At 62.2% G+C, this 20,009-nt stretch carries 25 protein-coding genes; 13 read left to right on the top strand and 12 right to left on the bottom strand.

All coding sequences use genetic code 11. The features are described 5' to 3' along the window. Positions 1-63: 63 nt before the first annotated feature. The 7 genes from ACQPW1_RS10220 to ACQPW1_RS10190 form a co-directional block, all read right to left on the bottom strand. Positions 64-288, bottom strand: coding sequence for a hypothetical protein (locus ACQPW1_RS10220; RefSeq protein WP_433662485.1), 225 nt, complete (start codon positions 286-288; stop codon positions 64-66). Positions 289-371: 83 nt separating this feature from the next. Then, entirely contained in the window at positions 372-743 is a 372-nt protein-coding gene (locus tag ACQPW1_RS10215; RefSeq protein ID WP_433662484.1) for a hypothetical protein, read from the bottom strand. 298 nt (positions 744-1,041) lie between these two features. Beyond that, positions 1,042-1,239, bottom strand: a complete 198-nt coding sequence (locus ACQPW1_RS10210; RefSeq protein ID WP_433662483.1) for a hypothetical protein — start codon at positions 1,237-1,239, stop codon at positions 1,042-1,044. A gap of 97 nt (positions 1,240-1,336) precedes the next feature. Next, positions 1,337-2,050, bottom strand: a complete 714-nt coding sequence (locus ACQPW1_RS10205; protein WP_433662482.1) for a hypothetical protein — start codon at positions 2,048-2,050, stop codon at positions 1,337-1,339. A gap of 1,034 nt (positions 2,051-3,084) precedes the next feature. Next, the gene (locus ACQPW1_RS10200) at positions 3,085-3,603 is read right to left on the bottom strand and encodes a GNAT family N-acetyltransferase (RefSeq protein ID WP_433662481.1); all 519 of its coding nucleotides are present in this window, start codon (positions 3,601-3,603) and stop codon (positions 3,085-3,087) included. Between the two features lie 156 nt (positions 3,604-3,759). After that, positions 3,760-4,671: a phosphotransferase family protein gene (locus ACQPW1_RS10195; protein WP_433662480.1), complete on the bottom strand. Its 912-nt coding sequence runs from the start codon at positions 4,669-4,671 to the stop codon at positions 3,760-3,762. Then, a complete protein-coding gene (locus tag ACQPW1_RS10190) occupies positions 4,668-5,936 on the bottom strand; it encodes an XRE family transcriptional regulator (protein WP_433662479.1) in 1,269 nt (422 codons plus the stop codon). Before ACQPW1_RS10190 ends, ACQPW1_RS10195 begins: the two co-directional genes overlap by 4 nt. 333 nt (positions 5,937-6,269) lie before the next feature. Between ACQPW1_RS10190 and ACQPW1_RS10185 the strand changes: the two genes are divergently transcribed. The 3 genes from ACQPW1_RS10185 to ACQPW1_RS10175 are packed head-to-tail and all read left to right on the top strand — an operon-like array spanning position 6,270 to position 8,774. Beyond that, positions 6,270-6,953 (top strand): hypothetical protein, encoded by a 684-nt coding sequence (locus ACQPW1_RS10185; RefSeq protein WP_433662478.1) that lies wholly within the window; start codon positions 6,270-6,272, stop codon positions 6,951-6,953. After that, the gene (locus tag ACQPW1_RS10180; protein WP_433662477.1) at positions 6,950-8,095 is read left to right on the top strand and encodes a radical SAM/SPASM domain-containing protein; all 1,146 of its coding nucleotides are present in this window, start codon (positions 6,950-6,952) and stop codon (positions 8,093-8,095) included. The genes ACQPW1_RS10185 and ACQPW1_RS10180 overlap by 4 nt, the downstream gene beginning before the upstream one ends. A 7-nt stretch (positions 8,096-8,102) precedes the next feature. Further along, positions 8,103-8,774 carry a hypothetical protein gene (locus ACQPW1_RS10175; RefSeq protein WP_433662476.1) on the top strand — a complete coding sequence of 224 codons (672 nt, stop codon included), beginning with the start codon at positions 8,103-8,105 and terminating at the stop codon, positions 8,772-8,774. Here ACQPW1_RS10175 and ACQPW1_RS10170 read toward each other — a convergent pair. Next, positions 8,771-9,673, bottom strand: coding sequence for a carbohydrate kinase family protein (locus tag ACQPW1_RS10170; protein ID WP_433662475.1), 903 nt, complete (start codon positions 9,671-9,673; stop codon positions 8,771-8,773). The genes ACQPW1_RS10175 and ACQPW1_RS10170 overlap by 4 nt on opposite strands. A gap of 28 nt (positions 9,674-9,701) precedes the next feature. After that, the gene (locus ACQPW1_RS10165) at positions 9,702-10,166 is read right to left on the bottom strand and encodes an NUDIX hydrolase (protein ID WP_433662474.1); all 465 of its coding nucleotides are present in this window, start codon (positions 10,164-10,166) and stop codon (positions 9,702-9,704) included. A gap of 720 nt (positions 10,167-10,886) precedes the next feature. Here ACQPW1_RS10165 and ACQPW1_RS10160 point away from each other — a divergent pair. The 3 genes from ACQPW1_RS10160 to ACQPW1_RS10150 all read left to right on the top strand — a co-directional run bounded on the left by ACQPW1_RS10160 (position 10,887) and on the right by ACQPW1_RS10150 (position 12,672). Continuing rightward, positions 10,887-11,282: a hypothetical protein gene (locus ACQPW1_RS10160; RefSeq protein ID WP_433662473.1), complete on the top strand. Its 396-nt coding sequence runs from the start codon at positions 10,887-10,889 to the stop codon at positions 11,280-11,282. Between the two features lie 197 nt (positions 11,283-11,479). Continuing rightward, positions 11,480-12,262: an SAM-dependent methyltransferase gene (locus ACQPW1_RS10155; protein WP_433662472.1), complete on the top strand. Its 783-nt coding sequence runs from the start codon at positions 11,480-11,482 to the stop codon at positions 12,260-12,262. Between the two features lie 26 nt (positions 12,263-12,288). Further along, the gene (locus tag ACQPW1_RS10150) at positions 12,289-12,672 is read left to right on the top strand and encodes a hypothetical protein (RefSeq protein WP_433662471.1); all 384 of its coding nucleotides are present in this window, start codon (positions 12,289-12,291) and stop codon (positions 12,670-12,672) included. Positions 12,673-12,808: 136 nt separating this feature from the next. Here the strand turns inward: ACQPW1_RS10150 and ACQPW1_RS10145 are convergent, their stop codons facing one another. Continuing rightward, entirely contained in the window at positions 12,809-14,194 is a 1,386-nt protein-coding gene (locus ACQPW1_RS10145) for an IS1380 family transposase (protein WP_433655183.1), read from the bottom strand. 160 nt (positions 14,195-14,354) lie between these two features. Between ACQPW1_RS10145 and ACQPW1_RS10140 the strand changes: the two genes are divergently transcribed. The 6 genes from ACQPW1_RS10140 to ACQPW1_RS10115 all read left to right on the top strand — a co-directional run bounded on the left by ACQPW1_RS10140 (position 14,355) and on the right by ACQPW1_RS10115 (position 17,867). Beyond that, a complete protein-coding gene (locus tag ACQPW1_RS10140) occupies positions 14,355-14,600 on the top strand; it encodes a hypothetical protein (protein WP_433662470.1) in 246 nt (81 codons plus the stop codon). A gap of 6 nt (positions 14,601-14,606) precedes the next feature. After that, positions 14,607-14,900, top strand: coding sequence for a hypothetical protein (locus ACQPW1_RS10135; protein ID WP_433662469.1), 294 nt, complete (start codon positions 14,607-14,609; stop codon positions 14,898-14,900). A gap of 294 nt (positions 14,901-15,194) precedes the next feature. Beyond that, positions 15,195-15,692, top strand: coding sequence for a hypothetical protein (locus ACQPW1_RS10130; protein ID WP_433662468.1), 498 nt, complete (start codon positions 15,195-15,197; stop codon positions 15,690-15,692). 65 nt (positions 15,693-15,757) lie between these two features. Further along, positions 15,758-17,098, top strand: coding sequence for a hypothetical protein (locus ACQPW1_RS10125; RefSeq protein WP_433662467.1), 1,341 nt, complete (start codon positions 15,758-15,760; stop codon positions 17,096-17,098). Positions 17,099-17,449: 351 nt separating this feature from the next. After that, positions 17,450-17,839, top strand: coding sequence for a hypothetical protein (locus tag ACQPW1_RS10120; protein ID WP_433662466.1), 390 nt, complete (start codon positions 17,450-17,452; stop codon positions 17,837-17,839). Further along, positions 17,817-17,867, top strand: a complete 51-nt coding sequence (locus ACQPW1_RS10115) for a DUF6374 family protein (RefSeq protein WP_433665193.1) — start codon at positions 17,817-17,819, stop codon at positions 17,865-17,867. The genes ACQPW1_RS10120 and ACQPW1_RS10115 overlap by 23 nt, the downstream gene beginning before the upstream one ends. 54 nt (positions 17,868-17,921) lie before the next feature. Here ACQPW1_RS10115 and ACQPW1_RS10110 read toward each other — a convergent pair whose 3' ends face one another. Next, positions 17,922-18,461: an XRE family transcriptional regulator gene (locus tag ACQPW1_RS10110; RefSeq protein ID WP_433662465.1), complete on the bottom strand. Its 540-nt coding sequence runs from the start codon at positions 18,459-18,461 to the stop codon at positions 17,922-17,924. 590 nt (positions 18,462-19,051) lie between these two features. Here ACQPW1_RS10110 and ACQPW1_RS10105 point away from each other — a divergent pair. Beyond that, positions 19,052-19,273 carry a hypothetical protein gene (locus ACQPW1_RS10105; RefSeq protein ID WP_433662464.1) on the top strand — a complete coding sequence of 74 codons (222 nt, stop codon included), beginning with the start codon at positions 19,052-19,054 and terminating at the stop codon, positions 19,271-19,273. Between the two features lie 379 nt (positions 19,274-19,652). Here ACQPW1_RS10105 and ACQPW1_RS10100 read toward each other — a convergent pair whose 3' ends face one another. After that, a complete protein-coding gene (locus ACQPW1_RS10100) occupies positions 19,653-20,009 on the bottom strand; it encodes a hypothetical protein (protein ID WP_433662463.1) in 357 nt (118 codons plus the stop codon).

Genomic DNA, 20,009 nt, shown 5'->3' with positions numbered 1-20,009 from the left:
GCTCCGGACAACAGATCCGGAGCCCGCGAAGGCACATACGGCCACAGCTTGGTGAGGCTCCCGCTACGCCGCACACTCCTTGATGTAGTCGCGGATAAGCTCTCGCACTTGTCGCTGACCACCTTTGACGACTTGGGGGAACACGACCTCGACCGCGCGAACCGCCACGTCCTCGAGTTGCCTTTCGGTGACCTGCACCTCAGGCAGCTCCATCGCCGCTACAGCACTGATCCGCACACACAGCTCGACAGCCTCCCGAGCGAGTTCCGAGGAGTTCCGCTTCTTCACATCTACCTGCTTTCGGCCCATGTCAGGGCATGCAAAAGGGCCCCAGGCGATTTCGCCTAGGGCCCTTGAAGATTCGAGTTCTGCTACTGCTCCAGCACGACGCCAGCCGCAGCCAGCTCGGCGTCACGATCTTCGGCAGAGATCACGTGCACACCGAGAAGGTGAGCCCCACCGAGCACGGACAACAACACCCACTCGATACGGTCCAGGGTCTCGTTCAACGCCGACCGCATCGGCTTGTCATCCACCGGTGTACCGAATGAGGTCCGGCCCGTTTCTTCGTCATGCATCACCATGACGAAGTCGCCGAACTGACGCACCAGCGCATGCCGGTCGGCATCGCTCAACACTCCGGTATCCGCTACGACCTCGATCGACCAACCCTGCATGCGCCCACCTTCCAGATCCGGCCACCCATGACCGAAAGACCAGACGTCCAGGATATCAACGACCATGCTTATACGACTCCCTTCAAATTCACGCCCAGCCGATGCAGCCAGAACAGAAACTCTCGGCGCTCCGAAAAACGTTCACCGACCACGGGGAACGTGTGAGCACGACCACCGCGCCGCAGGTCCCAGCTACCGTCGCGGTGCTGGCGTACGTCGTATCCAGTCAGCTCCGCCGACTTGATGGCGCGATCCAACACCGCCGACCAATCCCACATGGGATTACCTCCACATTGATTTGCCCCGTTGATTGCATGAGAAGTCGGGGGAACTACCAGCCACCGCCAGTAGCTCCGCTCACTCATCACGCGATCGGCATACACCCACGCCGCACAAGGCATTCGAACGCGAACGGCAGCGCCTTCGCGTCGTTGGCTCGCAGGCCGGACAGGATTCCCGTCGCGTACCACGTTCCATCCATGGCCACTTCGACCTCGTAGGGCGCAAGCAGATCCAGCGGCGCGACCACTACACGGACAGGCTTTCCCAGCGAAACAGGCATTCATTTCTCCCGATCATTTCTTGCTGGTTTACGCAAGATCACTGATTCCGACTCTGTGCGGCTCAGGGTGGCGAATCCTGAGCCGCACACAATCCGCCTAGTTCTCGATGGGTTCCGATTCGACGACCTTGGCCGGACGCTTGCGAGACTTGGGGATACCGTCGATAACGGCCTGTTCGATATCCTCGGCAGACACACCCTCCATCAGCGCCTTGGCCGCAAGTTCGGTCAATTCATTGTCGAGTTCGGCGCAGAATTCAACCATCCGAGTGTGAGCGCTTTCCATCGCAGCGTGGTGTGCCGCCGCAACATCGTTCCAGGATTCGGCCGCAACCACGCGGCGGCGGCGGTCGGCGGATTCACCTTTGTCTTCCACTTCGACCAGGATCTTGTCCAGCGCGACAGATTGCTTGATCAGCCGAGTGTGAACCTTGGTCAATTCCGTCGAGAATTTCTCGGCGTCCTTGCGGCTGTAGAACAATGCCCGGTTCAGCCGACTGATCTCGGTTTTCATGAACTTAGCAGGGTCTTTAGGTGCGGCGGGCTGCCGCCGCTTCTTGCCCTCGACCACAATGCGGACCAGCTCATCAGCGGCAAGTTCCCAGGTGGCGACCATGAACAGACCTGATCCGTTGGCAGGCGTAGCCATGAATCCGCCGTCGCCCTCAAAGTTGAAAATCGTGCCAGCAGCCTTGCCGCTCACGTGGACCTGAGAGAACGACGGGGCACGGTAAATCGTCACGCCTCCGTCACGTTCGATCGTTTCGACATCCATGCGATCGGACATGATGATCTGCTGAATAGTGGACATATTTTCTCCCGATTTCTTGGTTGGTCGAATTACCGATAAACAATTCATGCGGAGTGGCCCCCTCAGCCGGAATCGAACCGACTAGCCGCGTGCTACAACACGCCGTGCGCAACCATAAGGGGGTGGGATGATTGCAGACCTTTCAACTCACTTAGCGGCCTGCAATCCATGCGCAGCGTTCCCTACTGGAGTTGAGCAGGGTTCATCGCCCGGATTCGATATGCCCCTTGCGGGGTAGCCGAATACGGTCACCATTCACAGTCGCTTGCTGTTCGCCCTACTGAAACAGCATGAGGTCTGGCCGGTCTATCGGCTCAGGGCGTGGCTAACATAGCGCTGCGCATGTTTCCTATGTGTCGGGAGTGGAGTACATCTCGGGTGCCTATATCCACTGGCCCGTTTGAGTCGTGCGTTTGATTCGAAGAATGAGCGGAATGAATTGGGCATATTCGCCCCCGTTCGCTGCCCTATCGCTCCGTAGGACCAGCCCGGAATTGAACGGCTCTCATGTGTGCAGGTTGGCAATCATGTCGGTCGCTTCGCTGGTGAGCGTTGTCGCTCGCGGTTCACCGTCGCTTGTGGCCTTCCCTGCTGGCTGCCGTTCCCGTCGTGCGCTGCCTCGCTGTGTCCCTTCCGTCTACCTCGCCGCCCCGGTCGGAGTGACGAGAGAATCTCATCATGCAACACTGCGGCATGTCAAATTATGTTTCAAAATAGCAGGTCAGACGCGGTTTTGGTGATCCAAATAGCTCAGCTAATGAAATGGCGGCCTCGCGCGCGGGTTCCCCTACACATTTAGAAAACCGCTCTGAACTGGGAGGACGGCGCGGCACTCACCCCCGGCGCGGCACTCACCCCCGGCGCGGCACTCACCCCCGGCGCGGCACTCACCCCCGGCGCGGCACTCACCCGAATTTGCCCCGGTCGGCGCACCTACCCCCACCAGGACCCCCTCCCCCCAGGTCGACAGGGTCAGCGCAACTCTCGGGTATTCGCCGTGCATACGGGTTCCAAGGGCGCTATTGGCGTGCGCTTCACTCCGCCTGAACGCTGATCCAGTACTGACAGATGCCGTCCGGAGTGGTTTCATCGAGCACTCCATCGCAGGCTGCGATCACTGCACGTGACCCGAGGTTGTCGGAGCGACAGGTGAGGCGAGCGCGGTCGATGCCGAGAGGCGTTGCGTACGTAAGAGTTTGGCGCAAGATCTCGCTACCGTAACCGCGGCGCCGGAACTGCGGTGCGACCACATAGCCGATGTGGCCACCCCAATGCATGAGTTCCTGGGTGAGGCGGTGCCGGATGTCGCTGCTACCGACCAACACGCCACCGAGATCGGCGACCAGGAATGTGTAGGAGACAACGCCGGGCGGCAATCCGCGGCCATTGCGAACGTTCTCCTGAATCGTGAGATATTCGGACCAAGAGGTGTTCGGCTCGTAGTCCTTGGCGAAAGCGGTGCCTTCGTTCAGCAGCGCTGACCGCAGGTCAAGGAAGCTGCGCTCGTCACCTGACTGCAACGGCCGGACGACCAGCTGGCGGGTCTTTGTCATGTGGGATGCTCCTGCGGTCTACCAGGACCGCTGCTGTCTCAACTGAACTCGGTCACTTACGCCAGTACGTAGGCGTTGGGACACCCATGGAATCGTCACCGTGACGGCACGATGGACCCCAGGCCATCTCGTCGACCCCGCCGCAGAATGCGATGTCTACCCCTGTTTTCCTGGAACTGCGCGCCAGCCGGACCACGGCCGCGGGCCGAGTTTTCCTCTGAGGCAGGCGATTCTGTGATCGGCTTGCGCCCGGTCGGCCGGGATGTGCACTGCGGTTTGCGCGGCCATGGTGGTCATCCGGAATTCGCGAAGGTCTCGCAGGAGTTCGTAGCCCTCCCACGCGGTGACGTCGGATCCGTATACGTCGCAGAAGGATTGGTACTCGGCGGTGGTGATCTGCTCGAGCGTCTTGTACTTGATTGCGGTGTGGACGGTGTCCCATTCCGGCGGTCCGAAAGATGTTCGTTCGAGGTCGAGCAGAACGACGTCACCAGCGTCGGTCGCGACGACGTTCCCGACCCATGCGTCTCCATGCACTACGCACCAGGGGTGCCCGGCTGGCACTTGAGTCCAGCGATCCTTCAGCTCGGCTAGGTGCTCGCGCAGCCACTCATGGTCGTCGGAGGAGAGAGTGGTCGCGGATTCGATTCGCTTGTCGAGGCGCACGAAAGGATCCAGTGTGCCCAGATCGAAGTCGGTCGGAGGGGGCAGTGAGTGGAGTTTCCGCAGGACAGTGGCTACCTCGGTCGGCGTTCCGTGCCGGTGTGGCGGGAGTTCACGCCAGAAGGTCACGGCGCGCTCGTCTACGACGATCGGCTGATCGAGGTTCGGCAGTACCCGGACGGCGCCGATGCCTTCGGATTCAAGCCAGCGCGCGACCTCGACTTCACGGAGAGCAGCCGCATTCTGGCCTGGCCTCGATATCCGCGCAACGACGGCGCCGGAGAGTCGATAGATCACGTTCTCGCTGCGATTGAGGACGGTCGCGCCGGCCGGATCCAAGCCAGCGCGAGCACAGGCGGTTTGCAAGATTTTGTCGGTGGAGTCAGTCAGGGTTTCGGAAGTCATACGGCGACGAGCCCCTTGATACGGTCGGTCAGCTGTGCCACCTCGGGCAGTTCGATTCGCTGCGACGCGAGTCGGTGCAGGTCTCGGAGGTCGTCTGCGGCTCGGTGGGAACGCAGGTGTTTGGCGTCCTTGAGTGCGTGGGTCGCGATTGATGCGGCTTCCTGCGGGTCGCCGACGGCCATGACCAGCGATGACAGTTTGATTCCCGAGATGGCCCGCGAGCGGAGGTAGGCGTCGGAGTGGCCGTTCACCGCGGCCGTGAGTCGGCTTTGTGCTTCGCTGGCGAAGTGTCCGCCTATGGCGAGGTCGAAGAGAGCGTGGCCGGTGTCGCCGGAGTGCTGTGCCAGGTCGTAGTACTTCATCCACGCAGGATCGATCTCCGGCCGGCAGTGTGCGAATTCTTCGTCGGCCTGACCGATTTCGGTGAGGGCAGCTTGCACGCGGCCGAGCTTGGCCAACGCGCGAGCCTTGGTTGTGTGCAGCATCGCTCGTTCAGTTGCGGTCAGGCGGTCGGATCGGTCGAAGGCTTCCTCGGCCGATTTCAGGCCGTCCTTCAGGTCTCCTGTCCAAATCGACTGTCGCGCCAAGGATGAGAGCACCTTCGCTCGGAGATTCCAGTCTCCACATTCTTCGGCGCAGCCTTGGGCCAGTTCGAACATCGCCCGAGCGTCTTCGTGGTCGTAGCGGTCGAACGCCATGAATCCCGCTGTGTGGCTGAGGAATCCGACGGCAGAGCGCAGTTCCGCTTTGTCCCGCGGTGTGGCGTTGGCGTCGAGCAGTCGCACTGCGTAGCGCAGCTGTGCGAGGACTGCTTCCCGGACAAGGCCGCGGCCGTCGGCTGCGTCCCACGAACTTATCTGCTTGGCTGCGGTTCTGATCTCCTCGATCTCCTCCTGCCCGACGGTAGCGGGTACGGGAGTCGACCTGAGGGTGGAGATCAGCTCCAGCAGCGTGCCGGGGACAAGCGTGACTGTTGCCGCAGCTCGTAGGAATCCATGGCGGTTCACCTCATCGAGGGTATCGACGTTTCGCGGCGGTAGCTTGAACCAGAGGAGTTCGCCTGGGATCTTGAGCGCCTCAGCCCAGTGAATCAGCTTGCTCAGTTGCTCCGGTGCTATGCCGACCTCGAGCCTGCTCAGTTGGCTTTGGCTGAGCCCAAGCCAGCGGGCCACCGTATCCTGCGCAAGGGGATTGCCGTGGTAGGGATGGGTTCGATAGGCATAGATCACTCGGCCCATGTGCCAGGTGGCGAGTGCATCGTGCATTTGGTCGGCCTGCCAGAAACCGTAGGGCAGGTCGGGAGGCGATAGCGCGTCCGGCTGGCAAGCGGCGCAGTGGGATCCGTCGTTGTACGCGTTTAGCCTGGTGCCACATTTCACGCAGTAGCACCGCGGCTGCGGCTTCTGTTTCATGCGACCGCTCCGGCGTGATTCTGGGGCGTCGACCCCCTCGATCTCCCTGATCAGCGGAAATTACCATGTCGCAGCGGCGCGGGGTATGCGTTTCATGCATATCGCGTATGCACGGTCGTTGTGGTTTCGCTCCGCGCGACGTCGGACTCTTGGCATGTCCGAATTGTTTCGAGGAAGGAGCTGGCTGTGGGGCTGTTGTTGGTCGTTCCGCTATTCGGACCCCCGGCCGCGGGCAAGACCACCCTCACCATGGTTTTGGGGAAAGAACCAGGAAGGCGGGTGTTTCGTCTTCGCGAGCATGTACCGCACGAGGTCTTGTCGGCGACGGCGTCTGACAGCAAGCAACTGGGGTGGATCGACGAGCGAACCGTCGAGTCGGCGGTTCGTGGCTACCTCCGAGAGGTGCACGATGATCCGGACGTTCATACCGTCCTGCTGGACAACTTTCCTGGTGAGGCCAGCCAGGTTGACCAGCTGCTGTTGGTGCTGGGTGAACTCGACCCACCGTGCCATGTCGAGGCGATCGAGGTCCACACCGACATTAAGACCCTGAAGCAGCGGGCAAAGAACCGCAAGGTCTGTCATCGCTGCGAGCAAGATCCGATCTCGGATCCTCGGTTGCCGGCCATTCCTCAGACGGGCGACCCCTGGGCATGCTCGAACTGCGGCAATTTACTTCATCCCCGCCGTGGCGACTCGCCCCGACTACTGCGCCAAAGGGATCAGCGCTATCGCAACGCCGCAGTCGGCATCCGCGACGCTTTCTCCAACGCCGGCATCGAAGTCACCTCTCTCGACACCACCACCACAATCGAGGGGGCGGCCGGTCTGCTTGCGCCCCTTCTTAATTCATGGAGCGTCCCGCAATGACATCTGTGTCCCTCCCCACGCCCAGAATCCGCAGAGACGGCTACGGCCACGCGCGTATGCCGCGCCGCCAGCAGGCACCTGAACCCCAGCACATCGACCGAGTTGAATACGGGCGCTTCCGCAACCTCTACGTCTACATCACGAACGCCTGCAACTATCGGTGCAAGCACTGCTACATGGGCGAGCGCTTGGATGAAGCGCTGAAAATGCCTTACGACCAGGTACTTTCAACACTGGAAACCTGGCGCCGACTCGGCAGCTCCAAGGTGACGATTCTGGGCGGCGAACCGACCCTGCACCCGGACTATGTCCGGATCATTCGCGCTGCGGGAACGATCGGCTTCGAGGACGTCATCACCACGACCAACGCGCACGCGAAGTCGATGCGCAAGTTCGACCAACTCGAGCCATCCGACTTTGCCTACGTTCAGGTTTCGCTGGACGGCGGGTCTGCTGAAAGTCACGACCGGATCCGCGGCGAGGGAACCTTCGAGCATGCGCTGGCCTCGACTCGGGCCCTGACCGCGCGCGGATTCGACGTACGCATCATCTGCACTGTCAACAATGCCAATCAGCATGACGCGATGGGACTGATGGACATCGCAGACGACATCGGCGTCAGCCTCGTCAAGTACCACGTCTTTAGCACGATCGGCGTCGGCCACGACCACACCGAACTGGCCATGAGCCCACCCGAGTGGGTGGACTTCTGCGACAAGCTCAACGCTGAGGCACCACGAGCCAATGCCCGCGTCTGGTACCAGCCGACCTACGCACGGCGAAGCGACATGGAGCGCTACGCGACGGAGGGCTACAACGGGTGCATCGGGCGAACCCTGGACCGCGCCAGCGTATTTCCCGACGGCAAGGTCTATGTGTGTTCCTACCTCTTCGACACCGATCTCCATTTCGCGGAGATGCGTGACGGCCAGGTCGTTCTCAACCGTGGGCCGGCTGGCAACGAGTTCGACTTGTTCACCCTGCCGCTCACCGAGAGCGCCTGCGGCGGCTGCAAGGCGTCGGCCTGCCTGGGCGGCTGCCCGGCCGAGAAGGTCGTCATGGGCGCCTCTTCGTGCGAGACCTATCCCGACATCGTGCCCGTGTGTCGGCTGTGGAAATCCAGCGCCAAATCCGAGGAGTGACATGTCCATGAATGGCCCAACGATTGCCGACCATTTCGACACCCTGGCGGCAAAGCTGCTCACGGTCGCCTGGGACGACCTCGACGACGTCGAGCGCGCCGCGTTCGAGTTCTTCGAAGACCTCACCGCGGACCCGTCGATCGTGCATGCCCGGCTCGAGGAGCTGCCAGACCGCCCGGAACTGCTGAACCTGTGCGAGCACTACGACATCCTCGACAAGATCGTCCTCTTCGCTGACGAAGAATCCGGAGTCCGCGTACGTTTGCACGTCTTCCTGCCGGGCTATTTCGACCGGCCCCACAACCATCGCTGGACATACGCTAGCCGCATCCTGCGCGGCCAGTACCGGCACTACCTGTTCGGTAACGCCGAGCTGGACGACCACGTCGACCCGCAGAAGCTGGAAGTGATCCAAGTTCGGGAGGAGCCTGTCGGAGTGGGCTATGCCCTGCACCACACCATGGTCCACGCGGTGGTCGCCGAGCCGTTCACGGTGTCCCTGGTCGTGCGCGGCCCCGCGGTGAAGGATCGCTTCCTGGTCACCGACAGGCAAACCGGAGAAGCGTGGTGGCAGTACGGCGCGGGCCAGGAGTCCGCGCAAGAGGCGCTTCAGAAGCGAATGACACCAGCGCGGCTCCAAGAGGTCATTGGCCGACTGGCGGAGTGGGATCTGTTCTAGTTGATAGCGCTGCGCGCCAGCGAGGTGATGAGAGCCTCGAGTTCGAGCAGCGCGGGCAGTGGGGCGCTCTGGGGCCGTGTGCATCGCAGCGCCCCGCTGGCTGATCCGAGCAACAAGGATTTCTCCATCGGCAGCCCGGCATGGAGGCCGTAGAGCACTCCCCCGGAGAACGCTGCTCCGGCGCAATGGGTGTGGCGGACATCGACTGGGAATGCCGGCGTGGTCAGGACTTGGTCGCGGCTCGCAGCGATGGAGCCGTTGCTCCCGGCCGTCACGATCGCCCATTCCGCGCGGGTCTCGCGGAGCAATTCCCTGACGACAGCCAGGGCGGCCTCGTGTGCGTCGTCGTCGACGTTGGTTTGGATCAGCAGGCTTCGGTAGTCGGCCAGCTCGGTGCGCAGGGCCGTCGATAGTGGTTCGCCGCCCAGATTGATGAAGAGCCGAGCGCCATGCCGACGCGCGGATCGGACGACGCGGATTGCAGCGGGTTCGATCAGCCGGTAGGCGTCGAGGTAGACCAGCCCCGCAGTGGCGATGGCGGAAAGGTCGGCTCTGCCGAGATCTTCCGCGACGCCGGGGAGATGGGCGAACCAGGTGCGGGTGTGGCGATCGTCGGCGACCACCACTATCCGCGGTGTCGATACTTCGGCGCTGACCACGGCAGCCATAGGCACGGCGTGCTGCCGTAGCCAGCGACCTACCCGCCGGCCTTCCTCGTCGCTGCCGATGCTGTTCGATACCAGCAGCGTTGGGGCTTTGAGAGCCGCGAGCACTGCGGCTGCCATCGGGGCGTCGGCAGCGATCGAGTGCTCAAGGTTTCGGATCTCAGCGCCCTGATTGGCGGTGGGGAACTTCGGGACGCTCCACAGCTCGGCCGATGCCAGGTAGCTGACACACACGACCGGTCTGTCTTGCGAAGGCACCGCATTACCAGCCGAACACCGAGAACTGAGTGTTGGCGGCGATGTGGTCCAGTGCGGTGCGGCAGTAGCCGATCATGTGATCGGGCAGGGCGTCGATCGGGAACCATTCCAGCGCACTGCATTTGTCGGGCTCACGGTTCTCCGGTGCGCCGTCCCACTTGTCCACCAGGAAAAACAGGGCCATCCGGCCGCCCGAAGACGAATTGTGCATCAGATGACCGAACTGCACATCCACCGGGGCGATCTGCACCCCGACTTCTTCGTCCGCCTCCCGGATGAGCGCGGCGACAACCGATTCATCGGCTTCGAGGTGGCCCGAGGGCAAGTGCCAGGCGCCGTCCTCGTAGCCGGTGTTCTGCCGTCGGCCGAACAAGATTTCGTCGCCGCGGCGCAGTAGAAGGTGCACGTCGCCGGTCACCTTGTGCCGTTCGGGCTTGGTCGCCTGACTCGGCTGAACTGCCGTATCCAAAACAACTCCGTTCGGGTTCGTTGCGCGTTTGAGCTGGGCCATTGTGCGAACTTCCGCCAAGCGCACCGAGCCTAATGCGAACGAAGGCATGCCGTTATGCGTCGCATGCATACCGATCACCCGTGCCCGTGCTGGCCGACCCGCCCGCCGAGTTCCACGCTATGCAGAACACCCAACCAAACCGACTGAGGAAAGGAAGGGGCGCGATGAGTTTGCACATCATCACCGACCGTGGCCGCAGCGCATGATGCCCACGCCAGCTGTAGCCGCCGAAGTGCTCACGGCGTGTCACTACATCCGTACGGTCGTTCGGCTCCCCTGTCATGTCGATGAGAACGGGCTGTTGAGTCTCCCGGTCGGCGGGAACGTCCAAGCCTTGCAGACCAATGAATGGTGGGGATGCCGCGTCAAAGAGCAACTCGGCAGTGAGGGACTGACGGCGCCCATAGTGCGGCACCCAACGAAGCGAATGGTGTTCCTGGCTCACGGCCCCCTCGAACCGGCCGAGGTTGTCCCGGAATTTCTGGATCCGCTGTATCGAACCGGATCGGTCGTGCTCACGACGGGCCGTCCTCTGGTCCTGCTGCCGACTCCAGGTCATGGGGAACGGGGCTGGGACGTGCCGGTGCGTGACCATGTCAGACCGGCCCTGAGTTCGCTCCTGGTGGCGCTGCGCGCCTGCCTCGAACGTGAGGACCGCGAACAGATTGGACGAATGCGATGAGACTGCACATCACCTCCACCAAGTACGGCGAGGCCGTCTGGCACATCGACCACCGGCGGCTTTTGATAGAGACCTTCACCGACTGGCGAGACCCCGGCCCCGCCTACCGCCTTCGCATGGACGGCTCAACGGTCGAAATCCCCAACGGCAGAAGGGGAGTCGTCTATTTCGGCGAGGCCGAACAGCGCCCGGAGCTGGATTTCGCCGAGGAGCATTTTCCCGGTCATCGCGATCTGTGGAACGCCGTCGAAGCCGCGTATTTCGACATTATCGACCCGCTTCCTCAGCTGCGCTTCGAACGGTTCGTTCCGGTGGCTCTGGACTACACCACCGACAGCTGGACAGTCGAAGAGATCCGCGAAATCGGAGACACGGCACGGCAAGTCGCGTAACCAGTGCCGCCACACATCTCGGAGAGGACCCCGCCCATGGGAAGGGACGAGGACGATTGCGTCGGGTCATGCCCGTGGATGTCGTGCCGTGACCAGCTGTTCGACCTGCGGACCAAACACAGGATCTGGCGTGCGATCGTCGCTGAGTTGAGCGCGGCCGGCGAGCAGGGCCTACCGGTGAACTACTGGTGTAACCCATGAGCCGCGAGCCCGGATTGAATCCGAATATTCCTGCGTCCTCGCGTATTTGGGATTACGTGCTGGGCAGTAAAGACAGCTACGACGTGGACCGTGGCGCGGCATACCGGATGTTGGCTATCGCTCCGGATACCAGGCTGCTCGCGCAGTTGTGTCACCAATTCCTTCTGCGGTCTGTCCGATCGGTTGCCGAGTCCGGCATCCGGCAGTTCATCGACCTCGGAGCCGGATTCCCGACCTTTCCTGATGTGGGGGATCTGGCCCGAGAGATCGACAAGACGGCGCGGGTGGCATACGTGGACAACGATCCGATCGTGCATGCCCACTGTGACGCGTTCCTCACAGGGTGGCCCGGTGCGACGGCGTTGAAAGCCGACATCAGGTGTCCTCACGACGTGATCGACCAGATCAAAATCAGTTCGACTATCGACTTCAACGACCCCGTAGCGGTCTTGATGACGCAGGTTCTGGATTACGTGAGCCCCGAAGAGCAACCCGAAGAGATCGTCCGGGCTTTCCTGGAGGTGATGGCACCGGGTAGCTACCTGGTGATCACCCACGCCACCGACGACTCGAACGAGGACCTACGTCACCAGATGATCGCCGACACCATGAGCAGCCCGGCGCAACCGACGTTCCGATCACGAGCGCAAATCGAAACTCTCCTTAAAGGATTCGATCCGATCGGGCCGGGCCTGGTGCCGGTACAGAACGCTCTTGGCCCCGAACTGCCCATAACCCGCCTGGTCATGCTGTCCGCAGTATGCCGGTTAGCGTCCTGAATACTGTTGCAACAGAAGGGATTAACGTGTTGACAGAGAACCCCGACCGCATTATCTCAGTGCCGGAGGAGCCCCGAATTCGCGCGCTGATGGCGGGAATGGTGGGCACTCACGCCCAGGCCCTGGGTGGAACCACTTCTGCCGGATGGGATTTCATCAAATTCTGGGCTATCGCGGTGATGGATGAACACACAGCTACCGACCTGACCTGCACCAGGATTCACCTAGAAAAATTCGACGGCTGGTCTGGGATCAACGACACGGCGGCTCGCTCGCGAGAGCTGTTTCCGCGATTGTGGGGTTTCGGGCTGACCTGGTGCGGTGGTATCGAGGTCTTCGCCAGCCCGACTCGATACAGCTACGACCACCGCTTAGCCTCGATCTTTCGCCGGGTTGATGTGCTGGCCTGATCGGGTTCGGATTGGGTGTTTCGGTCGTAGTTTTCCGGTTGCGGGCAGGGCAGCTGGCCCGCGCAGCGGGCTGGCTGCCGGGTTCCACTGGCCCGGGTGGTTGGTTTCCTTGGTTGCAGGGACGGTTTCTGGCTGGTCAGCCGGGTTGCAGGCGTGCTGCGGCGGTGGTGAGCAGTTCGGTGTAGGGGGCGTGCCGCGCCAGGTGCAGTGTGGTTTTGCGGGCATGGCGGGCGATGCGTCCGGCGGCTGAAAACAGCCGCAGCCGTAGCGTTTTCGGTTCCCAGCGACGTGCGGGGTGGTCGTGCAGGGCGAGTGTCTGCATCCAGGCGGTCAGGTCGAGTGCGAGCGCGACGACGGCGAGCCAGATGCGGTTGGCGTCGAAGCTGTGGAACGGAAGATTGCGCAGGCCAGTGTCTTTCGCGTTTCTGATCCGGTCTTCGCAGCGGGCCCGCTGGCGGTGACGCAACTCGAGGTCGGGCAGCTGGCCGCGGGTGGTGTTGGTGACGAACGCGGTCAACCGCATCCCGTCGCGGTCGGTGAACCGCAGCTGAGCACCGGGGTGTGGTCTCTCTTTCCTGACGATGAGCCGCATGCCGGGCGGCCATCCGGTCAACTCGGTGATGCCGGTGACTTCCACGACCCAGGCGCCGTCGCGGACCTCGCCGTCTGCGTCGTAGGCCGGTGTCCAATCCTGCGGATTCAGGTGGGTGCCCATGGCGGTGACGATCTCGTCGGTGAGAGTGAACCCGACCGAGTACTGCAGCCGGCGGCGGTGGCAGTAGTCGAGGAACTCGTGGGTGCCGCCACCGGAATCGGTGCGCACCAGCACTTTCCGGCCGACCCGCCATCCCGGCTGCCACGGCAGCTGAGCGAGGGCATCGCGGAGAACCTGCTTGTGGTCGGCAGCGGTATTACTACCGGCGTTGCCCGGCCGCAGCATGGGCGCGGCGGGCTCGCCGGTGCCGGTGCGACCGTGGTCGATGAACGACCACAGCGAGTGGAAGCCGAAGCCCCGCTTGAACGTCGGTGTGGCGTTCTGTTTTTCCGAGTGCGCGTCGGTCAGGGTGGCGTCGAGATCGATGATTAACGGATCATCGATGTTGATCCCGTGACCGGGGGCGTTCGGCCCAGCCACGGCCCACGCCTGCGCCCGCGCGTCCGCGCGTGCAGAAGCGATGGCGGCCAACGCTTTCGGTGCCTGGGCAGCCAGCGCGGTGATCGTCCGCGACACCGTCGGATCCGAGGCCACCAGACCGAACACGCCCGGCTCGGCCCGTAACAACGCCACATCCGCGGCGCAGTCACCACCGACCGCGAGTGTCACCGCCAAATCCAGCACGATCTTGCCCGGGTCGTGGACAGCCATCGGTTTGCGCCACGGCCCCAACTGTTCCGACAAACCCCAGGTCAAACCAGTTATCTCGGCAGTACGCAGCAGCAGTGCCGCACCTGCGTGTGACACCACGCCCGCACCGTCACCGTCGATGGTCAGCCGCGGATACGGCGATATAGACTTGCCCACCAGAAAGGTGCTCCAAAACCTCGATCAATTCAGCCTTCGCAAGTCGAATTATCGCAGGTCGGAGCACCTTTCGCCATTCCCGCCGCAGGTTAGGCGCCATTACCATGATTGGCCGAGGTTAGCAGCCCTGTTCAATCGGTCCCCGGCCAAGCACAGCGGTGTGGGGGCGATCGTCTTCGACCCCTATCGCATCGCCTACGCCTCCTACCTGCCCTTCGGGTCCGGACTCAGTGAACATCGTTCCGACACCCGCGCCGACACCGCCGCATGGGTAGCCGAGTGCAAAGAAGGCGGACCGATCGCCTTGGCCTGGGCGCAGGCACTGGACCTCGCCCCCGAAGCCAACCGTGACGTGATCGCCCAGCTGACTGCCGACGCGCCCGCCACGGCGCAGCCCGAACGGTAACGCGCGATGGGCGTGAACATCCCCTACACACTGGAAATGATTCCCGACCCCCCGGCCGGCGAGGAACGCGGCACCGCCCTGCACGTCGGCACGCTCGAGGACTGCGTCGACCGGTTGATAGCGGCGGCGGAAGCCTCCCGCAACGCCGATCTGAGCTGGCTGAACGAGTACAGCTTCCGCGCCGAACTTCCCAACGGCTACCACATTTTCCGTGTCTCCCAGGTCCAAAAGGACGTGGAAACCCTGTTCCCGCAAACCATCTCCGCACCTCCCGCCACCGAGGAACGCGGAGAACCATGAACCGAATCCGCCAGGCAAGAGCACCGCCCCTACCGAGCCCCCACGCGAACAACGCAATTCGACAATGCCCCTGGTCGTCCGGGGTTTGCAACGGACCAGGGTAGGTGCCCACGATCGACGCCCCCAGGAACGGCGATCACCCTGGGGCGTCGCAACCGTCCACAGTTGCGCGTCGTTCCATCCTCGCGATGAAGTGATCCCCGGCAGCACCCTCCCTAGATCGTGGGATACTGACCTGTTCCGTTGGGATGCAGGCAGACGACACCGATGGCCGGAAGGAACACCATGGGGCGAATGGACGACGAACAGCTGACGATGGATCTCGGCGTCGAGCGGACCGAGTGGGGTAAATGGGTCGACCCTGAACGTCATAAGGTGCAGGCTCGGAAATTTATGGACCATGCGGGGATAAGCGACTTCCCTTCGGAGCCGTGGCCGGAAGACTCAGCGGAAGTGAAACGGCTAGATCCGATCGTCGCGGAGCTGTTCCCTGACCTGGCTACTGCGATGCTGCCCGAGAACGCCGACAAAGCCGACGCTTTTATTTGTTTCATAGGCGAATGCTTTATCAGGTTCACCGGCGCACAGTGGCGCGATGCGCCGTGGTTCGGTCGGGAATATTCGTTCTACGACCACGTCAATCCAGCCTTGCAATACGGCTTCACCGATGCCCAGGCCGACACCGCATGGGGATTGATTAAGGATGCCACCGGCGGCGGTTTCTCTCGCACGGCTGCACTGCTGCGAGAACTTTCTACCCGGTACGCCGAGGAGCAGGCCGAGCCTCAATAGCCGTCACATGACGGTTAGGGGATCAGGGTTTTATTGAACGGCCCATATCGGGGGGATTTCGTGTCATGGATGGCTACGACAGAGATCGCGACGATTTCAATAACAACGCGCGTGGCCGCATCTGGGAGAACGGTACCGACAGATTTTATCGAGACCGGGAGAACGGCTATACGAAGCCGCCTCAGTCGCGAGAGCATTGGACGCCGGAAGGCTTCCGCCGCTACGACAAGGAAAAGCTCAACGAGAAAGGCCAGATCCTAGCGGTAGAAGATAAGTCGGGGTCAATGACGGGCGAGAACGACAGGAGGGAACTCGAAAAGGATCGCTTCCTGTTGGAGCGCGGCATTATCGAGCACCTTCTAGTGCGTTCAGTGCAAGGCGAGTCGGTATCGAAAGAGTGCCGGGAGCTGTTGACCGGGTTGAAGCGAGACTTCCCGGACAAGTTCACACACCTCGAAATTTCTCGATCCGATGCCCGCGAGGTCTGGGCTAAAGGTCTCGCCATCGAGCGAGGAAAAGGGCAGCAGCTCGAACTGTCCGGCGTTAGGGAGAAGGCGCGGGAGGGGAAAGCTCAGGCGCTCGAAAAGCGTCGGGAGAAAATCGCAGAGATCGCAAAGGCGCGTGAACGTAAAGAACGCGCTCAGCAACGGTTAGAAAATATACGTGCGATTATTCGAGCGAAGGAACGAGCCGAGCGATTCCGGCAGATAGAGAAGTTCCGCGCCTCCGTTGCACGCGGCAGAGCAGAAGCGCCGGCACGCGTCCAGCACGAGCGGGCACAAGCCGCGGAGGCTGCGAAGGCCCGCGAGCAAGAAGCACGTGAAAGACCCGCTCGCGAACTAGCAGAAAAGAAGGCGGCGCTAGCCAAAGCACTCGAAGATCAAGCCCGGCAGATCAACGAGGCGCACGCTAAAGGCAAGACGGTTGAGGTCGAGCAGGTTCGCCAGGCGCATGCCGATCTGAGTAAGGCGTTGAGAGAGATCCGAGAGGCTGAGCGTGAACAGGCTTTCGAAATGCTCACGGCCTCTGGTTACACCCCACACCAGGCGTACACGATGCAACCGGTGTTAGAGCAGGAGCGTGAACGTCAACGCCGGGACGTAGTACTCGGAATCAACACCATCGGTGTGATTGTCGCGCGCGAGGACAAAGCCGCTGAAGCCCGTGAGACTAAAGCGGCACCCGCGAAGGAAGCGGGCAGAGAGCGCACTGAGGCTGAACGGGAACAGACCGTGCAGGACAAGGCTGAGCGTGAACGCGTCGCCGAATTGCAGCGGGTGAACCGCGCATCGCAAGGACGCCCCCCTCAAGCCGCAGTACTGGAACCGCCCCAGCAGACGCCTCAAGTCCAAGGCCACGGGAGAGACGGCAAGGGGATAAGCAGGGGGCCAGAACGCACCCGTTGACGGTCAGGTCGTTTCATTTTCGCATTCGTTTAACAGTACTTCGGCGTTGAATCCGCCTGTGCCGCAACAGGTTACGCGGTGTTCTCGACCGCGCGTACGGTCGGCATTCCAGCCAAACAGTGAACCCCGGCGGTGCTGGTAACACCCCCGCTCTCCCCCACCCCTCAGGCGACTAGGGGGCTAGACACACTTTTGCATCCAGTACTGCGGCGGCGGTAGCCTCTGCTGCATCACCCCCTCCTCCCTGATAAGGAGGACGGGGCCAGCAGGAGGAGGGCCGCATTTCCGGCCCTTTGCCAGTGCCCCCACCGGCGTGCGGGCTCTGGTTGTCTGGATACTGAGCTAGCGTAAGTGCAAGCTGCAACGACATTTCAAGATCCACCGCGCCGGGGCTGGACCTTGGTTCAACCAGATAACTATCTGGTCGAGCTGAGGCCGCCTCATGCCTTCTCGATCAGGGAGAGGGCGCGGATTTCCGTGGACGCTGGAACCATCGCTGTCGCGATCACGGCAGTTGCCGGAGCAGTCTCGGCCATAGTCACCGCAGTATCGAAGGTGACGATTTTCTTCAGGGCGACTCGGGATACAACGCCCGAAGACCGGTCGAAGATCATTCAGTCGCTCGGCAAGATGTACAAGGACATGCGGCCTGAGCTGCCGTTCGCGGGGGACAAGAAAGGCGACGCACCAGCGGCGAGCGAAGAGTCACCGACCGGAGATGAACCTCGAACAGGTCCGTGACCAGCTGCTCGATGCGGCGGCGTTCTGACATCAGCACCAGGGGAGCCTGGAAACGACGAAGCACCCGCCGGCGCGGAATCGATCACCGAACGTTGAACGAGGCCGGCCCCGCAGACATTTCGATCGACAGGCCGAACTTCGGGGCAAGTTCGACCAGCTTGTCGAGCTTGAAGCCGTCGGCGTGCTCGTTTTGCAGGTTGGAAACAACCGCTCGACTGAGCTGAAGCTCCTCCGCCAGGGCAACCTGCTTGAGCGGCGATGCCTTGATGTTGTTGGCGATGGCCTTTATCAACTCGCGGCGCAGCCTGGCACGCTCCGTGTGCTCGGCCGCGGCGGAGCGTGCCTTCGCGCGCACCCGAAACGCATCGTCCCGTTCGGACAGCGGCTCTATCTGCCCGTGGATGGACATGGTCACCCTGAGCCCGAAAACTTCACAGTATTCGACAAGCCGGTCCAAGGCGTAGCGGTCAACGCGTTCACGGCTGAGCTGCGTGAATTCTGCGACGTTGATACCGGTGGTCGCGGCAAGATCCTGGAATTCCTCGCCAGTGCTCCTGATCGCTTTCGCGATGCCCGCGACGAGCTGCTTGCGAGCGGCGACGGTTTCCGGGGTTGCACTCACGTCCGCTAGTGTAGCGGTACTGCATAGCGAGGTTGGTAAATCCGCAGGTCAGTCAATCATAAATCCATACACCTAGGTGTATGTGGTACGGTTTCAGGGCGTCACTGTCTCTGGCGCTACCCCGTGCGACCGTGGGAGTTAGAACGGTCGGGACGCCTCACCAGCGTTGCGGAGCCTTTAAAGGGGGTCTCCGCAACATGTTTCGATCCAGCGGGGTCCACCTGGTAAAGGCAGACTCGAACAGCGACGGCGTGGTAGCCGTAGTGACCTCCTGGAGCATCCCAGTCCTGGGGCTGCGAGCAATTCGCATTAGCCCGTTACTCAACCGAAGCGACCGATCCGACCGACCGGGCGTGATTACGTTGGGCATCCCGTATCTCCTGCGTTACGGGGTTACCCTGCCCTCGCTTCCCTTCACACTCACTCTCAAGCGTGGGGGCGGAAGAGAGGGAACGGGGCTGAGTTGGCCAGCCCGAGTGACGGTTTGGGGATGACGGGCACGATGCGGCGTCCGGGGTGAAGTTTGCTGGAGCGGAAGGTCAATAGGTTGAACCGATCAATCCGCGGTTGGTCGGGGGTGAGGAGTGCAGATGGTGAAGTTCGAGACGCGGGCCGAAGTGTTGGAGGCGATCGACGAGCAGGGGCTGGCTGGTGCGATCGAGGCGGGTTGGTTGGAGCCGGAGCACATGCCGGACTCGCTGATGGCGCGCGCGGCCCGCAAGATGCGTGATGCGTTCTACGCGTACGACTCTGCGGCTACGGAGTTCATGAACAGTCTCGAGGCCGTCGAGGTTGTGAGTCGTTCTGCGTGAGATATGGAGCGGCCCCGGTCGGTGCTTTCGCGCCGGCCGGGGCCGCGTACCTGAGGAGGGCAACCATGCCGCTTCTCAGCGTATCGATGCCGCCCGACAAACGTGTGCAGTACCCACACGAATTCGAGAAGGCCGGATCCGCGGACCGGTTCCGCTGCCGCGGATGGATTTCAATCACGCGTGGTTGGAGTTGCGGCGGTACGCCGACCTGTGGTGTTGTGTAGTTGTGTTGTTCAGCGCGCACCGGGGATTCGATTGCGATTCCGGCAATCTGGGATAGATGCGACTGATTTGTTAAGAGCCGCATCTACTTTTGGATTGTTTGGTGCGGCGAGTGATTTCCTTGCAATGTACGGCTGGTTACAGGTTACCGACGGGGTCAGCTTGCGCGGCCGGTCAGCGTCATTTGCCCCGCGCTGGCGACGGGGTAGCCGGACTTCGGGTCTTTCGGGTTCGTCGATGTGCCGGAGATGGTGATCACCGCGGTGAAGACGTCGTTGCGTTTGAGGCCGAGGAAGGCCGGCGAGGTGCCAGTGAGCCACAGGGGTTTGCCCCAGTCGGAGCTCTTGGTGATCGCCGCGCTGGCCGGAGCGTCGATGTCTGCTCGAACGGACAGGTCGGTGGTGCCCATTTCGTCGCGGTCGACCACGCGCCCGAAGACGGTGAACGTCCAGCCTGCATATTTGGCTGTGTTGGTTCGCATGTCGTCCCAGTCGGCGCGGGTCGGTTGCCGCAC

This window comes from Nocardia sp. CA-128927 (assembly GCF_050955855.1).
In the GTDB taxonomy this organism is placed as follows: Bacteria; Actinomycetota; Actinomycetes; order Mycobacteriales; family Mycobacteriaceae; genus Nocardia.
This window is presented reverse-complemented; position numbering and strand designations above follow the sequence as displayed.